Origin of the sequence: Sorangium sp. So ce385 (genome assembly GCF_051474135.1) — a bacterium.
GTDB classification, from domain to species: domain Bacteria; phylum Myxococcota_A; class Polyangia; order Polyangiales; family Polyangiaceae; genus Sorangium; species Sorangium cellulosum_D.
The window spans coordinates 3,382,786-3,404,338 of record NZ_CP150337.1 but is presented as its reverse complement, the minus strand read 5'-3'; the positions used below and the strand labels follow the sequence as shown (position 1 = coordinate 3,404,338).

The 21,553-nt window shown below is 71.4% G+C and carries 15 protein-coding genes and 2 tRNA genes; 9 read left to right on the top strand and 8 right to left on the bottom strand.

All coding sequences use genetic code 11. From position 1 onward, the window contains the following. Positions 1-85: 85 nt before the first annotated feature. The 5 genes from WME83_RS12745 (at position 86) to WME83_RS12725 (ending at position 9,118) form a co-directional block, all read left to right on the top strand. Positions 86-1,591: a lysyl oxidase family protein gene (locus WME83_RS12745; protein WP_437319549.1), complete on the top strand. Its 1,506-nt coding sequence runs from the start codon at positions 86-88 to the stop codon at positions 1,589-1,591. A 145-nt stretch (positions 1,592-1,736) separates the two neighbouring features. Beyond that, positions 1,737-2,831: a hypothetical protein gene (locus WME83_RS12740; RefSeq protein ID WP_437319548.1), complete on the top strand. Its 1,095-nt coding sequence runs from the start codon at positions 1,737-1,739 to the stop codon at positions 2,829-2,831. Positions 2,832-2,894: 63 nt separating this feature from the next. Beyond that, the gene (locus WME83_RS12735; RefSeq protein ID WP_437319547.1) at positions 2,895-4,985 is read left to right on the top strand and encodes a serine hydrolase; all 2,091 of its coding nucleotides are present in this window, start codon (positions 2,895-2,897) and stop codon (positions 4,983-4,985) included. A gap of 67 nt (positions 4,986-5,052) precedes the next feature. Continuing rightward, positions 5,053-7,554: a TonB-dependent receptor domain-containing protein gene (locus WME83_RS12730; RefSeq protein ID WP_437319546.1), complete on the top strand. Its 2,502-nt coding sequence runs from the start codon at positions 5,053-5,055 to the stop codon at positions 7,552-7,554. A gap of 169 nt (positions 7,555-7,723) precedes the next feature. Continuing rightward, positions 7,724-9,118, top strand: coding sequence for a phospholipase D family protein (locus tag WME83_RS12725; RefSeq protein ID WP_437319545.1), 1,395 nt, complete (start codon positions 7,724-7,726; stop codon positions 9,116-9,118). A gap of 219 nt (positions 9,119-9,337) precedes the next feature. Here the strand turns inward: WME83_RS12725 and WME83_RS12720 are convergent, their stop codons facing one another. The 6 genes from WME83_RS12720 to WME83_RS12695 all read right to left on the bottom strand — a co-directional run bounded on the left by WME83_RS12720 (position 9,338) and on the right by WME83_RS12695 (position 14,269). Then, a complete protein-coding gene (locus WME83_RS12720; protein WP_437319544.1) occupies positions 9,338-10,366 on the bottom strand; it encodes a hypothetical protein in 1,029 nt (342 codons plus the stop codon). A 1,181-nt stretch (positions 10,367-11,547) separates the two neighbouring features. Next, complete coding sequence (locus WME83_RS12715) at positions 11,548-11,850, bottom strand: type II toxin-antitoxin system RelE/ParE family toxin (RefSeq protein ID WP_437319543.1); 303 nt, start codon at positions 11,848-11,850, stop codon at positions 11,548-11,550. After that, entirely contained in the window at positions 11,847-12,077 is a 231-nt protein-coding gene (locus tag WME83_RS12710) for an addiction module protein (RefSeq protein ID WP_437319542.1), read from the bottom strand. The genes WME83_RS12715 and WME83_RS12710 overlap by 4 nt, the downstream gene beginning before the upstream one ends. 198 nt (positions 12,078-12,275) lie before the next feature. After that, positions 12,276-12,348: transfer RNA gene (locus WME83_RS12705), tRNA-Arg, on the bottom strand. A 167-nt stretch (positions 12,349-12,515) separates the two neighbouring features. After that, positions 12,516-13,559 (bottom strand): hypothetical protein, encoded by a 1,044-nt coding sequence (locus WME83_RS12700; protein WP_437319541.1) that lies wholly within the window; start codon positions 13,557-13,559, stop codon positions 12,516-12,518. Positions 13,560-13,852: 293 nt separating this feature from the next. Beyond that, on the bottom strand, positions 13,853-14,269 hold the full coding sequence (locus WME83_RS12695; protein ID WP_020734483.1) for a VOC family protein: 417 nt from the start codon (positions 14,267-14,269) through the stop codon (positions 13,853-13,855). Between the two features lie 155 nt (positions 14,270-14,424). On the opposite strand from WME83_RS12695, the gene WME83_RS12690 reads away from it, so the two are divergent. Both WME83_RS12690 and WME83_RS12685 read left to right on the top strand, forming a co-directional pair. Beyond that, positions 14,425-14,498, top strand: a tRNA-Pro gene (locus WME83_RS12690). 165 nt (positions 14,499-14,663) lie between these two features. Next, positions 14,664-15,233: a serine protease gene (locus WME83_RS12685; RefSeq protein ID WP_437319540.1), complete on the top strand. Its 570-nt coding sequence runs from the start codon at positions 14,664-14,666 to the stop codon at positions 15,231-15,233. Between the two features lie 137 nt (positions 15,234-15,370). On the opposite strand, the gene WME83_RS12680 is transcribed toward WME83_RS12685, so the two are convergent. After that, positions 15,371-16,159, bottom strand: a complete 789-nt coding sequence (locus WME83_RS12680; protein WP_437319539.1) for an MXAN_2562 family outer membrane beta-barrel protein — start codon at positions 16,157-16,159, stop codon at positions 15,371-15,373. After that, positions 16,156-17,337, bottom strand: coding sequence for a hypothetical protein (locus WME83_RS12675; protein WP_437319538.1), 1,182 nt, complete (start codon positions 17,335-17,337; stop codon positions 16,156-16,158). The genes WME83_RS12680 and WME83_RS12675 overlap by 4 nt, the downstream gene beginning before the upstream one ends. Before the next feature lie 379 nt (positions 17,338-17,716). Between WME83_RS12675 and WME83_RS12670 the strand changes: the two genes are divergently transcribed. Together WME83_RS12670 and WME83_RS12665 are read left to right on the top strand one after the other, a co-directional pair. Then, on the top strand, positions 17,717-21,322 hold the full coding sequence (locus tag WME83_RS12670) for a HEAT repeat domain-containing protein (RefSeq protein WP_437319537.1): 3,606 nt from the start codon (positions 17,717-17,719) through the stop codon (positions 21,320-21,322). 13 nt (positions 21,323-21,335) lie between these two features. Next, entirely contained in the window at positions 21,336-21,521 is a 186-nt protein-coding gene (locus WME83_RS12665; protein ID WP_437319536.1) for a hypothetical protein, read from the top strand. Positions 21,522-21,553 lie beyond the last annotated feature (32 nt).

Genomic DNA, 21,553 nt, shown 5'->3' with positions numbered 1-21,553 from the left:
GCACCTCGGCCTTCACGTGAAGGACCTGGTGCGGTGAGGGCATCAAGCGTCTCGTGGTGGAGAGATGAGGAGGTCCGCGGCTCACATGAAGCTTTCGAAATTCGCGCTCTTTGGGATGATCGCTCTCGCCGGGTGTTCAGCAGGACAGGGAGGAACGGAGGAGGAGGACACGGGGCAGATCGAGCTGAACCTGATCGGCGCGGCGGCGTCGGGCAACGTGTACCGTCTGCGCGACGGGATCGTGATGGTCCAGGGCCCGCAGGACACGATCTTCTTCAACACCGAGGACGACCCGAACCGAGCTCGCCTGAGCGCGGACGTCGCGCCGGGCAGCTATTACACGTTCCTTCAGGAGGGCTGGCGGCTCGAGCGCCTGAACCTGGACAACACGATCGAGCCGGTACAGGCGCAGTTCCTCTCGCCGAACCCCCAGTGGTTCAACGTGTACCCCAACCAGAACACGCTGGTCCCGCTGCGCTTCCGGGTCGGCGGGGACGACGTGGTGCTCGACCGGGGCTCGTTCGACATCGTGATCGAGGTCGAGGAGGCGCCCTCCACGTCGACGCTGTGCACCGAGGACAGCGAGTGCGGTCCGGGCGGGACGTGCTGCCTGGCGGGCTTCGTCGGCACGTGCACGCAGCTCGGGGAGGGCGAGGCGTGCCCGCTGCCCGACCTCACCGTCTCCGCGGACGTGGCGCAGTTCAGCCTGAGCATCGGCCACGAGAGCTTCCCGGCGGACAGCTGCGCGATCGTGGAGGGCTGCGTGGGCGGGGCGGGCGACCGCCGCCTCATGCGCTTCTCGACCGAGACGCCGAACGTCGGCGAGGCGGACATGATCCTCGGCAATCCGACGGACGTCGATGGCTTCGAGTACTCCGCGTGCCACGGCCACTACCATTTCGAGGGGTACGCCCGGTACGAGCTCCTCGACGGGACCGGCGCGGTCGTCGCGACCGGCCACAAGCAGGCGTTCTGCCTGCTCGACAGCTCGCCGGTGGGCATCCCGGGGGCGCCGTCGACGTCGCGCTTCCACTGCGGCTTCCAGGGCATCCAGCGCGGCTGGAGCGACGTCTACAGCTCCGGCCTCGACTGCCAGTGGGTCGACATCACCGGCGTGAGCCCGGGGGACTATTTCCTCCGCATCACGATCAACGCCGATCGCACGCTGCCGGAGAGCGATTACGGCAACAACACGATCGAGGTCCCCGTGACCATCCCGGAGGACGGCCCGACGGGGCCCGGCGATCCGCTCTCGGCCTGCTCCAACCCGGTGGGCGGCGAGTGGCGCGACTGCGGCTGGTCGATCGCGCCCGGCTACGAGGCCGTGGCGTGCGACCCGAACACGGTGATCACCGTGGGCTGCGGCTGCCCTGGCGGCACCTGCGGGGACGATCCGATGCTCCGGGTGTGCGACGGCGCCTCGGCGTGCACCGGCGCGGAGGCGCTGTCCTCGGTGGATGACGCGTGCGGCTACTGCCCGCAGACGCAGTTCGTCTGCCCGGAGAGCGGCGTCTACACGGTGCTCGTCGCGTCGTACAACGCGATGGCCCCGTTTACCTGCGACGTCTCCGCCACCGTCGCGACCCCGTAAGGCGCGGCCTCGCGCCCGGTCCATCTCCTCCTCACGGTCCGCCCGCGCGCGTGCTACGAGAGCGCCGCGCGGGCGGCGGCGCGCTCGCGGGGCGGCGCAGGGCCGTCCCCCCGGGCGCGCCCCGCTTCCGGCCGCAGGAGACGCGATGCGCCCCATTCGAGACAGCGATCTGCCGCCCGTCAAGGAGCTCACCCGGGCGTTCTTCCGGGCGGTGAATCCGCACGTCGAGCCGGCCGAGTTCGAGGAGAAGTGGGAGACGGCGCTGCGCTCGCCGATGCGGTTCATGCGGAGCTTCCCGCAGGCGTGGCACGTGGATCTGCTCGACGTCCCGCGGGCCCGGGTGCCCGGCGGCCGGTGCCTGTGCTTCGGCGACGCGCACCCCGACAATTTCGGGCTCATCACGTTCACGGTGGGCCCGCGCTACGTGTTCAACGATCTCGACGACGCGGGCCCCGGGCTCGCCGCGCTGGACGCGCTGCGGTACTTCACGGTGCTCCGGCTACTGCTCGACGACCGGAAGGCGCTCGCCGAGCTGATGGAGCTTTACGAGGACATGATCCAGGGCAACGAGCCCTTGCGCGAGCTCCCCGAGGCCCTGTACCCCGACGTCGCGGCCAGGGACGCGCGCCAGCTCGCGAAGTGGACCGAGGGCGACGCGTTCCGGTTCGACGAGCCCTCGCTGAGGCTGTCGCGCGCGGAGGCCGGGACGGGCGATCGGCTGCTCGAGGCGCTCGGGCGGTCCGGGCAGCTCTCGGACGTCGAGGTGCTCGCGCTCGCGCACCGGGACCGCGACTCGGGCGGCTCGGGGGGGCTCGAGCGGTACCTGATCCTCGGCCGCGAGCGGGGCGGAGACCGGCGGCTGCGCCTCCTCGAGCTCAAGGAGACGACGCACGCGGCGACGAGCTGGAACAACTTCCTGCACGAGGACGAGGACCGGCTCGAGCGGGCGAAGGCGTCGATATGGCGCGGCCTTGAGGTGCCGTTCTACCAGGAGGTGCAGGTCGGCAGGAGCCAGTACCTGCTCCGGGATCGCCTGGGCCGGGCCTCGGTGGACATCGAGGAGCTGTCGAAGCGCGATCTCCGCGCGGTGCTGGAGGCGCAGGTGAGCATCCTCGCGCGGCAGCACGGGGAGGCGTTCGCGGGGCTCGACCTCGACAAGCTCGACGACTGGCTGAGGGAGAGCCTCGATGTGACCGCGAGGCGGTGGCTCAAGGCGTACGAGCGGGCGCGGAGGCGGTGACGAGACGACAGGCCGCCTCGCATGGCTCTTCGGTGCTTCCTTGTCTCGGGAAAGGTGGACTCTATGCGTCATCTCTTTGTGGTTCCGCTCGTGTGCATGGTCTCCGGCGCGATCGCCTGCGGCGGCGGGGGCGAGCCGCGGCCCGCCCAGCCGGCGCCCGCCGTCGCCGGGCGGCCTTCCCCTGCGGCGCCGCCGGCCGATTCCGCGGCGCCGGCCGATTCCGCGGCGCCGGCCGCGGAGACCGTCATCGAGGTCGGCGCGGACGCGCCGATGAAGACGCCGTCGGGCGCCTCGTACACCGCGCCCAAGGGCTGGAGGGTGACGACCCGGGGCGGCGTCGTGATCCTCGAGGATGCGCAGCGCGAGGTGTCCCTCACGTTCGTGGAGCGCAGGGAGCCCGACGCGGAGGCCGCGATCGCCGCGGCCTGGCGGCAGGTGAAGCCGGATTTCGCCCGCAAGGCGGAGCGCGTCGTTGCGCCGCCCGGGCGGCGCGGCTGGGACAGCATCATGGATGTCGATTACGAGACGACCACGGAGGAGGCGCGCGACGTCTTCGCCAGCGCCCGTCGCAAGGGCGACACCTGGTACGTGGCGCTGTTCGACGGGACGAAGGAGGGGTGGGGTCGGCGCTGGGCGGGCGCCAAGATCGCGTTCTTCAGCTTCAAGGCCGAGGGTGTCGAGGAGGAGTCTTTTGCGGGCAAGAAGGCGCACGTGCTCGACGAGAATCGCCTGCGCGAGCTCGAGGCCTTCATCGAGGAGGGGCGGAAGGCTGCGAGCGTCCCGGGGATGGCGGTGGCCGTGCTCCAGGGGGGCAAGGTCGTCTTCGAGCGAGGTTTCGGCGTCCGGGAGCTCGGGAAGAGGGAGCCCGTCACCCCGCGCACGCTGTTCCGGCTCGCGTCCATGACCAAGCCGCTGACGTCGCTGCTGCTGTCGGTGCTCGTCGACGAGGGGAAGCTCGGCTGGGAGACGCCGGTCACCCGGATCTTGCCGTCGTTCGCCGTGGGCGACGCGGAGCTCACCCGGCGGATGACGATGCAGAACCTGCTCTGCGGGTGCACCGGCGTTCCCTATGACAACCTCGGGACCGACTTCGAGTATGCCGGCGTCACCCCCGAGGCGGCGCTCGCGAGGATGAAGGAGCTCGCGCCGACGACGGGCTTCGGGGAGGCCTATCAGTATTCGAACGCGATGGTCGCCGCCGCAGGATACGTCGCGGCGCACGCCCTTTATCCGAAGCGGCCGCTGGGGCCTGCGTATTACGACGCGATGCGCGCGAAGGTGTTCGACCCGCTCGGGATGAAGGCGACGACGTTCGACGTGGGCGCGGTGAAGCGCGCGGACCACGCCTCGGCGCACGACCGGTCGCCCGCGTACGAGATGGTCGCGACGCCGTTCCCTGCGACGGCCTGGACCGGCCCGCTGGATCCGAGCTGGGGGGCCTGGTCCAATGTCCGGGATCTGTCGAGGTATCTCGCGATGGAGATGGGCAAGGGCAAGACGCTCGAGGGGAAGCGCGTCGTCTCGGAGGCGAACCTCCTGAAGCGCCGGGAGCCGCAGGCGAGATCGGGCGACGTGACGAGCTACGGGCTCGCGTTCGCCCTGGAGACGTACCGGGGGGTCCAGGTGCTCGGCCACCCTGGCGCGGTCTGGGCCTACAGCTCGGACCTGTTCTTTTTGCCCGAGCACGACGTCGGGGTGGTCATGCTCTCGAACGTCGATTCTCCGACCCCGTTCAGCGGCGGCGTCTTGCGCCGTAAGATCTTCGAGCTGCTCTTCGACGGTCGCGACGAGGCGCGGGAGGACCTGGCCTACGCCGCGAAGACCCAGGAAGCGGACTTCCGCCGCGAGATCGGGAAGGTCGACCTCGAGCCCGACCGGGCGTGGCTCGAGCGCCTCGCCGGGACGTACGAGCACCCTTGGTTTGGCAAGGTGAGCCTCCGGGTGGAGGGGAATCGAGGCGTCTTCGATGTTGGAGAGTGGCAGAGCAGCGTCGGTCGGAAAACGGAGGAGGACGGGACGGTCAAGCTCGTGCTCACGAGCCCTCCGTGGATCGGCTGGCCCGAGCTCGTGCCCAGGGAGGTGGACGGGAAGATGACGCTCCACATGAGGGCCTGGCAGCGCAAGGTGGTGTTCGAGCCGGTGAAGGGGAAGTGAGCGCGTCGTTGGGCGTAGATCGTGGCTGATGGCGGCGGCTGATCTTTCCCATCTCCATGGCGCGGCGATGAGCTTTCTCCGGAGATCCACGGCAGCCGCGGCGCTGCTCGCGAGCGCGCTCGCGCCGGGCCTCGCCGCTGCCGCGCCCGACGCCCCGCTGCCCCATGCGAAGCCGCCGGCCGAGCCGACCGCCGACGCGCCGCCGGCCGGGCGCGACGCGCCGCCGGCCGGGCGCGATGCGCCGCCGGCCGGGCGCGACGTGCCGCCGGCGGAGCCGCCGCGCGATGCGCTGCCGACAGAGCCGCCTGGCGCTGCGCCGAAGGACGCGCTGGTGCCGCCGACACCGCTCACGCCGCTCGGCGCCGACTACCCTGCTGGAGCGCGCGGCGACGCGCTGGTCCGCCTCGTCCTCACCGTCAACGCGGACGGGACGGTCCGCTCCGCGGTCGCCGAGGAGGGGCAGGAGCCGTTCGCCTCGGCCGCCGTGGCCGCCGCGACGTCGTTCCGCTTCGCGCCGGCCACCCGGAACGGCGCGCCGGTCGCCGCGAAGATCCGCGTCGAGGTCCGCTTCACCGAGGCCGCGCCGCCCGCGCCGCCCGACGCCTCCGCGCCTGCAGCGGCTCCTTCGCCCACGCCCGGCGGCGACCCGGCCCGGGCGCCCGCGCCGCCGCCCGGCGCGCCGCGGTCGCTCGAGGTCACGGTGCGCGGCGAGCAGCAGGCGCCCGGCGTCTCCAGCTTGAGCCGCGGCGAGGTCAGGATCGTCCCCGGCGCGTTCGGCGACCCCTTCCGCGCGATCGAGATGCTCCCCGGGGTGACCCCGCTCGTCACGGGGCTGCCGTTCTTCTACGTCCGCGGGTCGCCGCCGGGCAACGTCGGTTATTTTCTCGATGGCGTCCGTGTCCCTTACCTCTATCACCTCGGCCTCGGGCCGTCCGTGGTCCATCCTGGCATCGTCGATCGCGTCGACCTTTACCCGGGCGGCTACCCCGCGCGTCACGGTCGGTACGCGGGCGGGATCGTCGCTGGCGAGACGACGCCGCCGCTCCCGTACTGGCACGGTGAGGGCATGCTCCGGCTCGTCGACGTGGGCGGGCTCGTCGAGGGCCCGTTCGCCGACGGACGCGGGGTCGCGCTCGTGGGCGGCCGCTACTCCTACACGGCGCTGCTCCTCTCGCTGGCCGCGCCCGAGGTGGCGCTCGACTACTGGGATTATCAGGCCCGGCTATCGTACCAGGTCGCGCCGCATGGCCGGGTGAGCCTCTTCGCGTTCGGCGCCCACGACTTCCTCGGAGACGAATCCGACGGCGAGACGACGACCCTCTTCGACACGACATTCCACCGGATCGATCTCCGGTACGACCATGCCTATGGCCAGGGCAGCGCGCTGCGCGGCGCGCTGACGCTCGGCCACGACGAGACGGGGATCGAGGGCGGCCAGAAGGCGCTGACGCGGAGCCTCGGCGCGCGCCTCGCGCTCGCTCACCGGCTGCGCGACGAGACCGTGATCCGGGCCGGCATCGACGCCGTGGTCGACGACAACGTGCTCGACCTCGGGACGGACGTCGGCGACTCCCCGGGCGACGTCGCGCCGGACGGTGACGACGATGACGATGTCTCGGTCGGCGATCTCCTGTTGAGCCGCGTCGATTTCACGACGGGTGGTTACATCGAAGCCGACATTGCGATCACCCCGCGCCTGCGCATCACCCCGGGGCTCCGGCTCGATCTCTACCATTCGGACGGCACGGTCGCGCTCGGCGTCGATCCGCGGCTCTCGGCGCGGCTCTCTCTGGGGCGCGGCGTCACGTTCGTGCAGGCGCACGGCCTCGCGTCCCAGCTGCCGAGCTTTGTCGTTCCGATCCCTGGCATCCGCCCGCGCCTCGACGACGGCCTCCAGCGGAGCTTCCAGTCGAGCGCCGGCCTCGAGTTCGCGCTGCCGGAGGACATCAACGCGACGGTCTCGGTGTTCCACAACGCGTTCTTCAACATGACCGACGCGCTCGGCGCCGTCGGCTTCGGGTCGATCGACGAGGCCTTCACGCTCCGCGCGCTCGGCGCCGCGACCGGCGTGGAGCTGTCCGCGCATCGGCGGCTCACGAAGCGCATCGGTGGATTCGCGTCGTACACGCTGTCCCGCTCCACGCGGAGCATCGGACGCAGCCGGCAGGTGACCTCGGTCGATCGGACCCACGTGGCGAACGCCGCGTTGACCTACGATTTCGGCCGCGGCTACAGGGCTGGCGGGCGCTTCGTGTTCTATTCCGGGCTTCCCCAGCGGGTTGGCGGCGTGACGTTCCCGCCGGGCAGCAGCGTCCCCGGGGGGCTCGGGTCGGCCGCCGGCGCGGAGCCCCGGTGGGAGCGGCTGCCGCCGTTCTTCCGCCTCGATGTCCGCCTGGAGAAGCGCTGGTCGATTGGGAAATCGGGCTGGCTGGCGGTGGTGCTCGACGTGCTCAACGCGACGATGTCGAAGGAGAACATGCCGGGGATGTGCGACGCGTTCGAGCGGTGCGAGCCGACCGAGTTCGGGCCGGTCACGGTGCCGAGCCTCGGGCTGGAGGGCGGGTTTTGATGGTGTGAGATGAGGTGAGCCTGGAGGACGCGCCGGACGGCGGGCCTGGCTGCGGGGCGCGATGTGCCGGTGACCACGCCCCCAAGGTCCATGAGGCCGGTCTCTGACACCCGGCTCATCTACAGCCGGCCTTGCCGCCGTGGGCGCATTCGATGATCATTGCATCGCCATGCAGACCATTCTGGGCAAGCTCAACGGCACGTTTCTCGTGAACGTGCTCACCCAGTCGTACCCGGTCTCGAAGTCTATCCGAGCCGCGGTCGCGTACGCCGAGCTGTACGAGCCGCTGATCGATCACCTTCGCCGGCATCCCGAGGTTCGCCTGAAATTCTATGGACGGATGGATGAGACCGGCGCCGTCGCGATCCAGCTCCTAGACTGGTTCCTCAAGAAGGCTTCTCCGAAGGTCGAGTGCTTCCTGGTGAACGGCGCCTATCACCCCAAGGTCATCTGGTGGCACGGGTACGGAGCGTACATCGGCTCGGCCAATCTCACGCGTAACGGGTGGGAGAAGAACATCGAGGCCGGCCTCTTTCTTACAGAGGACGAGTTGGATGACTGCGGGGTCGCCGAGCAGCTCGACAACCTGTTCGAGGAGCTGGACCGGATCTCACTCCGGTTGACTAACGAGCTGTACGCGAAGCTCAATGACATTGAGAAGGAACGCCACCGCATCCGGCTGCACATCGACAGTCTCAAGCGGAAGTACGACGATTTGCTGGGCAAGGAGAAACCATACGCTGGGCAGACGGTCGTGTTCCGGCCCGGCGAGCGCCCGTCGAAAGCACGTCAGGAGTTCGTGGATGAGTGGCGTGAGACGCTTCAGCTCATGCGGACGCTGTGCCGCGACTTCGATGCCATGAAGAAGCGGCCCGTCTGGGTGCCCGCGACGACAAACCCCACGGTCCACTTCGACCAGTTCCTGCACGGCTACTACTACCACATCGTAGTGAAATCATTCGACGAGGGCGACAGCGGCGCGAAGGTCGGGCAGCTCTACGAACGCCACAAGACGTCCCCGGAGCGGGCGCTCGCCACCGCGGCTGACTGGTGGGCCAGCCTCAGCGAGCCTCCCTCGAAGGGCGCCAATGATGAGGCATACTTCATCCGCGAGCGTGCGCCTCGCATGCAACAGCTACTCACGAGAGCCACGCTCGAGAGCATGACCGAGGAGACGTTCGTGGAGGCCATGACCAATGTATACGCCTTCCGCGACAATGCCCGTCATGTCGAGAACTCAATCTACGGACTCCCAGCCGGTCACCATGAATCCGAGGGTGAACGGGTCGAGCGCTTTGCGAAGTGGATCTGGACCAGGCGCTCTGAAGCCGGCAAGAGTGTCGTCGATCTCCTCCAGTTCGTCATCTACGCTAGCGATCCCGCCGACGCCGTGGATCGACTGTGGATCGCGACGAAAGATAAACGGTGGAGGCTTCCGCGCCTTGGCAAGAGCTCTCTCGGCGAGGTTCTCGGTTGGGCCAGACCTAACGACTATCCCCCTCGCAACGACCGTACCAACAAGGCTCTCCGAGCGCTCGGCTACGACGTACGGGTCTTCAAGTAGGTGAGTTCTTCTCTGGATCCGTCGGCACGAGCGGCTTTCATAGGAGCTACGCACGCCGCCGTTCAACAGCCAGCGCGAGCGTCCCGCCCCTCGGCACTGCTCATCTCAAAGGCGCCCGTGACGAGCGGCGCTTCGAAGCCGATCGTATGGCGAAGTTGTGCGGCATACCGGCTGCCCGTCGCGGCGGCTCGCGACGAAGACGATAGGGCAGTGCCCTCGTCAGGCCCACTCGGCAAGGGTGAGCGGGACGATGGCCGAGAACCCTTTCGTCTTCTTGAACGACATCCGATGCACGAAGTTCGTCATGGCATTGGATGGGTCGAGCCTGTCCAAGTTCAGCCGCTCGAACGTGGGGCGGACGAAGTTGACGCCGAGGATCGTCATCGGCCCCTTGTGCCCGGTGCTAACGTCGAGGAGCTCCGTCGAGACATTCACGACGACCCGCTCAACTGGCAGCAGCGCGAAGATCTCACGGGCCACGCGCAATGCACAGCTACATACGTGATCGTGATAGAGCTCCCAGTAGCGCCCAACAGGTATGGTCTTCACGGAGAGCTTGCCTGCCGCGGTCAGCCGCCGCTCCTCGGTGGGAACGATCTCCTGGTCGCGCACGGCACAGGCGACGGCGATTCCACCCGGAAGAACCTCGTCAAGCGATACGACGATCCCGAGATCGCCCAGCTCGTCGAAAGGCGCAAGGTAATCCAGCACTGCCCTGTAGGCTTCGAGTTCGTGCGAGAGGACGCCGTGGGCCACGCGTTTGTACCACTGCCACTGGGCCATGGCCTGCTGGTGCTGCTGTAACGCCATGTGATGCTCGGCCTGGTCTCCCTGGCGCGCCCGTTCGACGTCCTCGGTCAGCGCTTGTCTCCGCTTGACCTCCTGCTTAAACAGCTTCTCTGTGAGCGATGGCTCGTAGGTCTGGAGGGCATGCTGTGCAGCCGCTTCGTGGCGCCCGGTGAACACTGGCGGCGGCGGCGGCGCTGCCGCTGCGATCTGTCGCCAATCCCAAGGATTCCAGCACTCTTTGTGGACGGAGACGATGACCTGGAGGTAGTTCTCAAAGAGCGCCACTTCATAGGCCGCCCGTTGTTGCTCTTGCATCCGCTCGGCTGCCGCCATCTGGGCCATCAGTTCGCGACGACGGCGGAGCGCGTCGCGCTCCGCACGGCGCCTGGCAGCGGCTTCGGCCCTCTCAATACGACGCGCGGTCGCCACGGTGCTTCGAACGAATCCACGCCAGCCCATGATGGGTAGCAGGCTACGACGAACTGGATTCGGCGGTCAACCCGTTCGACGACCTGCGCAGTGGGACCAGCTACGCCGCGTTGGTGTATCCGCGCCAAGGCCTCGCTCTTCCCGAACCGCTGTCGGCGAGCGCGCCCCGACCGCGGTTGTGGGTTGAGCGTCAGGAGGGAGCTCCCAGACGACGAACAGGAACCTCCGGCTGACCCGGCTCAACACCGGAATCAGAGATGCGGTGTCTTCCCCTGCGCCGAGCGCTGGGATCATCAAAACATTTCAGAGGATCCGCGGATCCGCGAGCAACTTCCCGTCTGGTTCGTCCTGGATCCGGTGACGATCCGGACCTGACGGATGGCTCGCATAGAACGCGCCACCGCTCCGGTGGAGGACCACGATTGGAGGTATCCGTGGATCTTTGAGCCGGGCTTCGTAGGCGGCGACGTCGCACAGGACGACGTCATCCTGCGCGCCGTCGGACCACGCGACGCGCAGCGGAACGGTGAGTGGCGTCGTCTCAATAGCACCCCAGAGAAGGGCGCATCCTCCGCCCACTGCGCCGGGATCGCGTGCCGCCCGCGCGATGCGAAGCTACATCTCCAGGACGGGAAGGCCACCGTCGAGGTGCGCGACCACAGGCTTGCGGCGCCGGGTGCTTGGACCGGCGTCGGCGCTGGGACCGGCGTTGGCACCCGCGCCGGCAGGCGGCGGCGCCGAGGCGCAGGCCGCGAGGAGGCGCGAGGAAGAACGACGCGCGCGGCATGGACATCCGGACCCTTTTGGCGATCGCGCGGGATAGGGACATCGCTGGCGCGATCCGCCATTGAGCTCATCGAGCAAAGGGGGTTCGCGCGGGGCCGGGATCTTCGCCGGCTCCTGGAGGAGGAGCTGACCGCGTGACGAGCAGTGCACTGGATCAGATGGTGAAGGTCGCGCGCTACCGCCGGCTGAATTGAAATTCAACCCGGAGCCTGTCGAGAGCCCGCCGGCTGAATTGAAATTCAACCCGAAGCCTGTCGAGAGCCCGCGGCTGAATTGAAATTCAGCCCGGAGCCTGACGAGAGCCCTCCGGCTGAATTTCAATTCAGCCCGGAGCCTGGCGAAACCTCCGGCTGAATTGAAATTCAGCCCGGAGCCCGTCGGAACCCCTCCGGTTGCTTTGCTCGCACGCACACCGAACGCTCAGCTCAGGGGCCGCGGCCTCGCCAGTACCTGGGCCGGCGGCGGAGGTGCATGACCGCAAGCACGAGGATGCGATCGGGCTCGACGGAGTAGAGCAGCCCGTAGGGGAATTGATGGAGAATCAGGCGCCGGACACCCAGCTCGATCTCGGAGCCTTGCTCAGGGGCTTCGGCGATGCGATCGAGGGCTGCGAGTACCTGAGCCTCGAAGCGATCGGCGACGCGCGGATCGCGCGCCTCGTACCAGAGGAACGCGTCACGGGCCTCGCTCTCTGCTTCGTTCGCGAGGACGACGGGACGGCGCGTCATCTCAACCGCGCGAATATGCGGCGCCGCGCCTCCTCCCAGGGGACGGACTGGGAGCGCCCCGCCCGGATTTCGTCGAGGCGCCTCCGAGCCTCCTCGACCCACGCGCGCTCGACCTCTTCCGGCGACTCTTCGCCTACGCTTTCCAGAAGCCGCAGGGCAAGGACGCGCCGTTCGCTCTCGGGAAGCTTCATCGCCTGGTCGAGGAGTTCTTCGGCCGGGAGGCTCATGGCCAGCAGCGTAGCAGATGCGGCGGCGGCGCAGAGCGGAGGGACGTCCGCCCCGAGGGTGCTCCTGGGCACGGCGCTCGTGGGCAGGGCCATCCGGAGAAACCGTCCGGTCCCCTTACAGGGGAACAGCGAGATAACGGCCGTCCGGGATGAGGGCGGCGGCTCGGACGAGACCACCTAACCCCGCGAAATCATTCGCACCCCCGGCAAGAATTGAACTTGCGACCTTCGGTTTAGGAAACCGCTGCTCTATCCACTGAGCTACGGGGGCAGGGGCAACTGCCGCTACGGGGGCGGGACCCTGGCACACCTCGTCGCGTGCATCAAGCCCGATCCCTGGCCGCCTCTTCGTTCAGTCCGCCCTTCCGCTTCCTCTCCGTCTGTTCCGCCGCTCGTCCGCCTTCCTCCCCTCCCCCTGCCGATCCCCCCGCCCCTCGCTCACGCCCACGGCCCTCCCCAGAACGCCGCCCCGATCGCCAGCGCGATCCCACCCCGCGCCAGCCCTGCCCGCAGCGCCCCCGCGGCGCGCTCCCGGCTCCCCCGCACCACCCGGGCGATCTGGGGCGCCCCCCGGTAGGCGTGGGTCGGCCGCACCACCTCGACCCGCACCTCGTCCCCGAGGCCGAGGTCGACCCTCTCCCCCGTCCCCATCCCCTTCGCCCCGCCGCGCGCAGCGCTCCTCGCCGCGCCGTCTTCTCCCTCTCCCATCTCCCCGATCTCCCCCATCCTCGCCCTCACCTCGATCTCCTCCGCCCCCACCCCGCCCTCTCCCGCCTCCTCCGCCCCGATCAGCCTCCGCGGCAGCGGCATCGTCAGCACCTTCGCCAGCGCCACGGCGTCGACCACGAACAGCGCCCCCACCACGGCGAGCCCGACCGCCGCCACGGCGTGCCCCACCTCCGGCACCGCCGGCCTCCCGAAGACCGCCGGCGCCCCCAGCGCCGCCACCGCGATCACCGCCGCCGTCGCCGACCACACGGCGCGCCGATCCGCCTGCGCCACGATCGAGCCTGCGCGCGCCCTCCCGACGCGGTTCGCCGCGAGCAGCACCACCGCGAGCGCCGGAACGAACGGCAGCGAGAACACGGCACCGAACGGCGCGCCGACGAGCATCCCCACCGGCCCCAGCACGAGCCCGACGGTCATGCCGTTGACGACGCCGGCCACCACGATGGCCCACAGCGCGAGCAGGCTCGCCACGATCGGCCCCCGCCGGGTCCACCGCCCCGGTCCGTCCGCCCACCCCGGTCCGTCGGCCCATCCCACGACCGCGCCCGGCGCCGCAGCGCCGGCGCTCCCCACGCCCCCGATCCGGCTCGTCAGGTAATGGCCCAGGAGCCCCGCGACGACCGGCGTCACGCCCGCGAGCAGGTAATGGACCGAGCGGTCCGGGAGATGGAAGCTGTCTGCGGTAAGCCAGCCGCCCACGAGCCCGATCGCCCCGAAGGGGAGCACGAGCGACACAGGAGCATCAGGCGACACGGAATCGGACGTTGAACGCGGCATCTTGAAACCTCCGGCTCGTTCGTTCCCCTTCGACGCGCTTGCCCTCGAGCAGCTTCCAGCAGGCTGGCTCGCCGCCCGACCTTCCATCTTCTCATCCCCGCGCTCGGCGCGCACTGCCTTCGCGGCGCGCCGCCCACGCCGCCCGCCGCGCCACCCGCGCCGCCCGCGCCCGTCGACCCCTCGGCTCCCCGCGCCGACCGCGCGCCGCGTCTCCTCCCTGCGCATCCGCCCCCGCCCGCGTTCCGCACAGGCGCGCCGCCGGCACGCGATCAGCCCGCGTCCAGCCGCGGCACCTGCGGCTCCGGGTAGTGGCTGAGCGCTACCAGGTTCCCCTCGGGATCACGGGCGTACATCGTGTAGGCGCTCTCCCGCTCGACGGCCACGCCCGCCGCGGCCAGCCGGCGGCGCCACGCCTCGCGCTCGGACGGGGCGATCCCCAGCGCGACGCAGTGCCAACCCGGCGCCTCGTCCGAGCGCGTCGGCCCGGCGGCCGCCGCCCGCTCCACGGCCAGGAAGGCGCCGCCCCCGAGCCCGAGCCACACCGACCGCGGCGCTCCGGCCTCGTCCGTCCAGCGCCGCACCACCGGCAGCCCGAGGACGCCCGCATAGAACGCCTCCGCTCGCTCCAGATCGCGCACGACCACGGCCAGGTGATGGACCGACAGCGACGGCAGCGTCTCGCCCATGCAGCCCCTCATCTCAGCGCCTTTCTCGCGGCGCCGCACCGAAAAAACCGCACGAAAACCGCGCGACCCGCGCCCCCGTAGGCCCCAGCGCCCGAGCGAGCTGGCTTGCCCCGGCAAGACACCTCGTCTATGGTCCCGCTCGCGGACGTTCCGCCCGGGGAGTCGCACAGTCCGGTAGTGCACGAGCTTTGGGTGCTCGTTGTCGCGGGTTCAAATCCCGCCTCCCCGACCCTCTCCGACGATCCCGTCCCCTGTCGCGATCCCGACGAGCCCTCTACCAAAGCGCTCGCCTGCTCCGCCGCCCGCTTTCATCGTCCCCGTCGCGCCTGCAGCTTACTTGGCCCCCTCGGGTCTCCCGCGCATAGTCCCGCCGATGTCGACGCGCGGAAGGCTCATGCTCGGCGCATGTCTCTCCTTGTCCGTCTTCGCGGGGTGCGGCGGGCAGCAGGCGGCCGCTCCGGCCGCGGCCCCGGCCAAGCAGGCGGCGAGCGCAGCCCCGGCCAAGCAGGCGGCGCCCGCCGGGCAGCTCGCCCGCGCCGACGTCGACCGGGTGCTGCTGCAAGGCCCGCCCTGGATCCTGCGGCGCGTCCCGGTCGAGGAGGTCATCCGGGCCGGCGCGTTCATCGGCTGGAAGATCCTCGCGCTGCCCGCGGACTGGAGCTCTATCGAGCTCAAGCCCGGCGACGTCGTGACCCAGGTGAACGGCGCGACGCTCGAGCGCCCGGACGACCTGTTCGCGGCCTATCGCGCCCTGGCCAGCGCGAGCGAGCTCAAGATCGCCTACGAGCGCGAGGGCACCGCGCGCGAGCTCGTGATGCCCATCTTCGGGCCTCCTTCTCCGGAGACCGTCAAGGCCCTCGAGAGCGACAGCCCCCCGCGCCGCCCGGCCACGACCCGGCCCCGGGGAACGACGGTGATCGAGGAGGACGACGGCGCCACGCCGCTCGACGACGGCGCGCCCTGAGCGAGCGCCCACCGCCGCGCGCCCGCCCCCGGGCGCTCGGCCGCACGCACTCCCTTCACGCGAACGCCCACCGCCGCGCTCCCTTCACGCGAACGCCCGGCGCCGCGCTCCCCCGCGGAAGCGCCGGGCGCGGCGTCTCACATGTCGAGGGCCAGCCCCAGGACCCACGTCGAGGTGCCGACGTGCATCTGCGGGCTCGAGCCGAGCCCGTCGAGGTTCGCGTACATCCACTCGCCGAAAAAGTAGGTGTGGTTGATGCCCGTCGTCTCATCGAGCTGCGACGACGCGCGGCGATCCATCCAGTTGAGCGCGAGCATCGCGCCGAGCGCGAGGTGCGTGCCCCAGGTGATGCCCTCGCCCCGGACCCCATCGACCTCCGCCGTCCCAGGGCCGGACGACGTGAACCAGAGCCCCATGCCGAGGCCCGCCTTCGCGTAGGGCACGATCGGAATGCCGGTCCTGCGCATCAGCTCATCGCCGCGAAGGACGGCGGACACGTGCATCGGCATGATGGTGAGCGAGGTCTCCTCCGCCTCGGCCCTCGTGTCGCTGCCCGCCTCGAACGCCTTTGCCGACGTCGACGTGTACCCCCAGCCGAGCCCCGGGCCGATCGCGCCGACGTACGGGATCCGGAGCGGCAGCCAGTCGAGCTCCATGCCGAAATAGAACTGCGCGCCGTCGCCGAAGGTCCCCTCGTAGGGGCCCGCGCCGGGGAGCTCCTCGTCGACCTCCGGAGAGTACGGGGCGAAGCGGAGCTCGAACGCGAAGCTCTGCGGCGAGGCATAGCGCTCCTCGCGCAGGATCCTCGCCCGATCGCGCTGCCGCCAGTCGCTCCGGCTCGTCTGCGCGCCGGCCGCGGAGACGACGAGGAGCGCCGCGCTGCCGGCGAGGCACGACGCAGCAAAGTGACGGAGATGACGGTTCATTGGCTCTCCTGCGTGATGGAACGCGCGCGACGGCGACGGCTCCTGCGCCACAGACCGAGCGCCGCGCCAGCCACGACCACGCCGAGCGGCGCCGACACCCACCGGCCGGCCCCGACCGGCCCCCCGACGCTGCAGAACCCCCCGCCGGCCTGCCCGCCGGCTTCCCGGTACTTCTCGAAGAACCCGTCGACCTCGATCGGCGTCGCGCAGGACAGCTCCGACAGCGGGCCGGCGTTGCCCACGAGGTCATAGGCCGCGACGCCGACGACGTACGACGTACCGTTGGCGATCGCCGCGCCGTCATCGAACTTCGCCGCCTCGCCACGGTTGGCCTTCCCCACCTTGCCGCACCGCAACGCGGTCTCCGGGACCTCCCCGGGGACCAGGCGCGACGCCCCGCATCCGGAGCTGCCGTCTCCTGTCGTTCCACCCCCGTTCCCGCCGCCGGCCTCCCCCGCGCCGCCGTCGCCTCCGCCGGCCCCCGCCCCGCCCGCGCCGGGCGAGGACTGCCCCCCTCCGTCGCAGTAGAGATAGTACCCCTCCACGTCCTCGTCCTCGTTCTGCTTGAAGTCGACGAGGAGACGACCATCGCCGGGGTGCGCCTCGACCTCCGTCGGCGGCTTCGGGCCCTGGAGATCCAGCTTGGTGCTCTCCCACTTCGCGTGATCCGGTCCGTCCTCGTCCAGGGACTCGAGCCGCATGAAGTACATGGTGACCGACACCGCGCCGGTGCTGGACCGCGTGCCCTCGCACTCCTCGGCGCCGAGGGCCGCCGCGATCTCCTTGGATGACAGCTCGATCTCCATCGTGTCGTCCAGGGGGGACACGGTCTGGATCCGCCGGCATCGCGTGCCCGTGTCGCGGTTCGAGTACAAGGTGCAGTCCTGCGACTCGCTGACCCAGACCTCGAGCGTCTGACTTGTCGAGAAGTCGCTCAGCGTGACCGTGAAGCGCAGATCGTTGTCCGTCAGGCAGTCCTCGCGGCTGATCCAGAGCGGGTTCTGCGCGTCCTGGCGCCTGTCCCCGGTGCGATCCACGTCGGTGCTGATGGTCACCGTCGCCTCGGCCCGGCGCGCGCCTCCGGCGAGCGCCGCCGCCGCGAGCGCCGCCGCGCACAGCCGGGCGAGGTGCCGCCGCCCTCTAGGCCGGGGCCGCACGAGAGTCCTTGTCGTGTCCATGGGCGGGTCCTTTCAGCACAGCTCGTACCACGCCGCAAATGCCTCGCACAGCCCTCCGCGCAGCAGGGAAACGGCGCCTCTGCCCGAGTCGGAGCCCCGCCCGAAGCCGCGTCCGCCGCGCTCGAAAGCACCGGCGGCCCCCTCGGCCGCCCCCGCCGCAGGGCGCCTCGGTGCCCACGTCGGCGACGCGCGAAATGACGAGCTGGCCACGCTCGCGGTCCGTTCCTGACAAGTTGGCAGCGGCGCCGCGGCGCGCGGGGGCGCGCGGGGGCGCGCGGGGGCGAGCGGGCCGGCGGGCCGGCGCGCCGCGCCCGCTGTCGGACGCGCCGCGTGGCCTGAAACACGCGCTCTTGGAGAGAGCTCGGCTAGCCTGAGGTGGGTGGACCCGACCGACGCCGCTCCCGCGCAGCCGAGCGCGAAGGAGCGCGCGGCCGCTCCGGAGCCGTTGCGCTCCGGGCAGCCGAGCGCGCGCCCGGACGGCGCTCCTGCGCCCGGGTCCGCCCCATCCGTGCGCCCGACCTCGAACCGGCCCAGCCGGCTGCCGCCGAGCGGCGCGCCGCCGAGCACCGACACCGCCGTCCTCGGCGTCACCCTCACCCGCGTCGAGCTGCACCGGACCGCGCTGCTCTTCTGCCTGCTCTTCCTCGCCGCCCTCATCTTCGTGGTCGGCCGCTCGGCGCGCGACGCGCTCTTCCTCACCAGGTTCCCCGTCACCTGGATCGCGCCGATGTGGATCGTGTACGGCGCCGCCTCCGCGGTCGCGGCGCTCGCCTACGACCGCGTCGCCCGCCGCCTGCCGCGCGCCCGCCTGTGCGTCGCCTTCGCCCTGTTCGGCGCGATCACGTTCGCGCTCCTGCGCGTGCTCATCGGCCAGGAGGTGCGCGCCGCGATCCTCGTCTTCTACATCTGGTCCGAGATCATCGCGAACTTCACCGCCGTCCTCGTCTGGGCCGTCGCCCAGGACCTGCACGACGCGCGCAGCGCCAAGCGCCTCTTCGGCCTGATCGGCAGCGGCCGCGTCGTCGGCACCGTCGCCTGCGGCTTCGGGACCGGCCTCGTCGTGACGTGGATCGGCACCGAGAACCTGCTGTTCGTGCTCATCGCCGCCCTGCTCGCCATGGCCTCGCTCACCACGGCGCTCGCGCGGCGGCACCCGCTGGAGCGGCCCCCGTCCGGCGACGAGGAGCGCATCCAGGCCCGCCTCCCCCGCATGGAAGTGTGGCGATCGCGCTACGCCCTCACCATCGCGCTCCTGACGCTCCTCCTCTTCGCCGTGCTCACGGTCGGCGACTACCAGTTCAAGGCGATCGCCCTCACCGCCTACCCCGACCGCGACGATCTCGCCCGGTTCATGGCGTACCTCTACGGCGCCGTCGGCGTGATCGGCCTGCTCGTGCAGCTCGGCGCGACGCCGACGGTCCTCCGCCGCCACGGCGTGCTCGGCGGGCTGCTCGCCATGCCGGCCGCGTTCACCGCCAGCACCGCCGCGCTGGTCGCGATCCCTTCGCTCGCCTTCGCCTCCATCATGAAGCTGAGCGACAACGCGCTCCAGTTCACGATCCACGACGCGACGATGCAGCTGCTCTTCTTCCCGTTCCCGCCGGCGCTGCGGGAGCGGGTGCGGACGCTCGTCTCCGCGATCGCCAAGCCCCTCGGCTACGGCCTCGGCGCGCTGCTCCTGCTCGCCCTCGCGCCCGACGCCGAGACCGGCCCCGCGCTCGTCGAGGAGGCCGCGCGCCTCGGCCTCTACTGCCTCCCGCTCTGCGTCGCCACCATCGCCCTCATCCCGCTCGTGCGGCGCGGCTACTTCGACGCCATGCGCCGGACCTTGATGCGCCGCCAGATCGAGCCGGACAGCGTCGCCTACGGCCCGCAGACGCGCGCGATCCTCAAGGAGGCGCTCTACAGCCGCGCCATGACGCAGGTGCTCTTCGCCGTCGATCAGCTCCGCCAGCTCGACCCCGCCCTCGTGCGCGAAGCGGTGCCCGCGCTCGCGCGCCACGGCTCGGCCAGGGTGCGCGCGCTCGCGGTGCGCCTCGCGGCGGAGCTCGAGCACGAAGAGGGCGCCGAGATCGCGCGCGCGGCGGTCCGCGACCGGAACACCGCGGTCCGCGTCGCCGCGGTCGACGCCCTCGCGGCGCTGCTGCGGGAGGACGCCCACGACGAGCTGCTCGCGCTCGCGCGGGAGAGCGACGCGCCCCGCGCCGCCTCCGCCGGCGCGCCCGGCGACGACGAGCTCCGGGCCGCCGCGATCGCCGCGCTCCTGCGCTACTGCGGCCTCGACGGCATGCTCGACGGCGCGCCGCGGCTGCGCGCGCTGCTCGAGAGCCCCTCCCCCCGCGACCGCGTCGCCGCCGCCCGCATCCTCGGCATGGTCGGCCACGCGTCGCTCCAGCGCGCGCTCGCGCGGCTCATCGGCGACCCCGACCCCGCGGTGCGCCGCGAGGCCGTGCGCTCCTCGTCGAGCGTCGCCGATCCGCGCCTGCTCCCCCTGCTCGCGGACGCCCTCGCCGAGCGCGCCCTCGCGTCGGCCGCGGCCCGGGCCATCGAGGCGCTCGGCGACGCCGCCATCCCGGAGCTCGCGGCGCGCCTCGACGACGACAGCACCCCGCGCGCCGCGCGGCTCGCGATCCCGCGGGTGCTCGCGCGGCTCTCCAGCCACGGCGCCCTCGACGCGCTGCTCGCCCAGATCGACCACCCGAACGAGGCCCTCCGCCAGAAGGTGCTCGCGTCGGCCTCGCGCCTGCGCCTCGCGCTGCGCGCGCCGCCGGCCCCCCTCCGGCGCATCCGCGCCTGCATCGACGACGAGACGGTCGAGCACGTCCGCACGCGCGAGGCGTACATCGCGGTGCGCCCCCGCGTCGCGGGCCCGCTGCTCGATCAGCACCTGCTCCGCCGGCTGCGGAAGGGGATCATCCGCGTGCTCCGGCTGTGCGAGCTCGCCTACCCCCGCGAGGTCGTCGCCCTGGTGCGCACCCACGTCTTCGGCCCCGATCCGGCGCTGCGGGCCAACGCGTTCGAGGTGCTGGAGTCGCTCCTCGACCGGCCGCTGCGCGAGCGGCTCGTCTCCCTCGTCGAGCGCCTGCTCGCGCTCTCGGCCGAGTTCCCCCGCAGGCCGATGCCGCCCGAGGCGAGCGCCGTCGCCTGGATCCGCCGCGAGCTCACGCGCGGCGAGCCCTACAGCGCAGCGCTCGCGCTCGACGCCGTCGCGCGGCGCGCCATCGCCGGCGCGGCCGCGGACGCGCTCGCCGCGACCTGGGATCCCGACCCGCTCGTCCGCGAGGCCGCCGCCATCGCCGTCGCGGTCACGGCGCCGCCCGGCGCCTCCGAGCGCCTCGCCGCGCTGCGGGCCGACGAGGATCCCGCGGTGGCGCGTTACGCGCGATACTGGGCGGTCACCGGCGGCACCGGCATCGAGCCCGAGGACGAGATGTACACCACCATCGAGAAGGTCCTGTTCCTCCAGCGTGTCCCGTTGTTCTCGCGCGTGGCCGGCGACGATCTCGTGGCGCTGGCGCGCGGCTCGCTCGTGGTCTCGCTGGCGCGGGGCGACGTCATCTTCCGCCAGGGCGAGCCGGGCGGCGCGCTCTACTCGATCATCTCGGGCGAGGTGAGCCTCACCCTGGACGGCCGCGAGGTCGCGCGGCTCGGCGCGAACGACGTCTTCGGCGAGATGTCGCTGTTCGACAGCGAGCCGCGGGGCTCGACCGCCGTGGTCACCGAGGACGCGGAGCTGCTCCGGGTCTCCGCGGAGGACTTCCACGAGGCGGTGCGGGAGACGGCCGAGATCGCCGACGCCGTGATCCGGGTGCTGAACCGGCGCCTGCGCGAGGCCGATCGCAAGCTGGCCGACGCGCACGCGCGGCTGTCGCTCCTGCCGAAGCCGCCGCAGCTGCCCTCGCGAGCGCCGCCGCCGCTGCCCTCGCGAGCGCCGCCGCCGTCGGACGAGGACGCGCCGGCGCTCGACGACAGCGACCTCGATTGAGGCATGGGCCGCGATGCGCGACGGCGCGCGCCGCGACGCGCGCGACGCGCGCGACGCGGGCTCGACGGTCGACGGCGCGCGCCGCGACGCGACGCGTGGCCCGGCGGAGCGGCGCCCCGAGCGCCGGGCGAGCTCCGGAACGGAGCTTGCAAAGCGCGGTGAACGCGCGGTGACTGATCCGGCGCGCGAGGACGTCTGAAGAGACCCGAGGACGCCCGAGGCCAGCCCGAC

Bases quoted from the DNA above. Each gene is read 5' to 3' on its own strand.
- WME83_RS12745 (WP_437319549.1), top strand. From the start codon at position 86: ATGAAGCTTTCGAAATTCGCGCTCTTTGGGATGATCGCTCTCGCCGGG.
- WME83_RS12740 (WP_437319548.1), top strand. From the start codon at position 1,737: ATGCGCCCCATTCGAGACAGCGATCTGCCGCCCGTCAAGGAGCTCACC.
- WME83_RS12735 (WP_437319547.1), top strand. From the start codon at position 2,895: ATGCGTCATCTCTTTGTGGTTCCGCTCGTGTGCATGGTCTCCGGCGCG.
- WME83_RS12730 (WP_437319546.1), top strand. From the start codon at position 5,053: ATGAGCTTTCTCCGGAGATCCACGGCAGCCGCGGCGCTGCTCGCGAGC.
- WME83_RS12725 (WP_437319545.1), top strand. From the start codon at position 7,724: ATGCAGACCATTCTGGGCAAGCTCAACGGCACGTTTCTCGTGAACGTG.
- WME83_RS12720 (WP_437319544.1), bottom strand. From the start codon at position 10,366: ATGGGCTGGCGTGGATTCGTTCGAAGCACCGTGGCGACCGCGCGTCGT.
- WME83_RS12715 (WP_437319543.1), bottom strand. From the start codon at position 11,850: ATGACGCGCCGTCCCGTCGTCCTCGCGAACGAAGCAGAGAGCGAGGCC.
- WME83_RS12710 (WP_437319542.1), bottom strand. From the start codon at position 12,077: ATGAGCCTCCCGGCCGAAGAACTCCTCGACCAGGCGATGAAGCTTCCC.
- WME83_RS12695 (WP_020734483.1), bottom strand. From the start codon at position 14,269: ATGGGCGAGACGCTGCCGTCGCTGTCGGTCCATCACCTGGCCGTGGTC.
- WME83_RS12685 (WP_437319540.1), top strand. From the start codon at position 14,664: ATGCTCGGCGCATGTCTCTCCTTGTCCGTCTTCGCGGGGTGCGGCGGG.
- WME83_RS12680 (WP_437319539.1), bottom strand. From the start codon at position 16,159: ATGAACCGTCATCTCCGTCACTTTGCTGCGTCGTGCCTCGCCGGCAGC.
- WME83_RS12675 (WP_437319538.1), bottom strand. From the start codon at position 17,337: ATGGACACGACAAGGACTCTCGTGCGGCCCCGGCCTAGAGGGCGGCGG.
- WME83_RS12665 (WP_437319536.1), top strand. From the start codon at position 21,336: ATGCGCGACGGCGCGCGCCGCGACGCGCGCGACGCGCGCGACGCGGGC.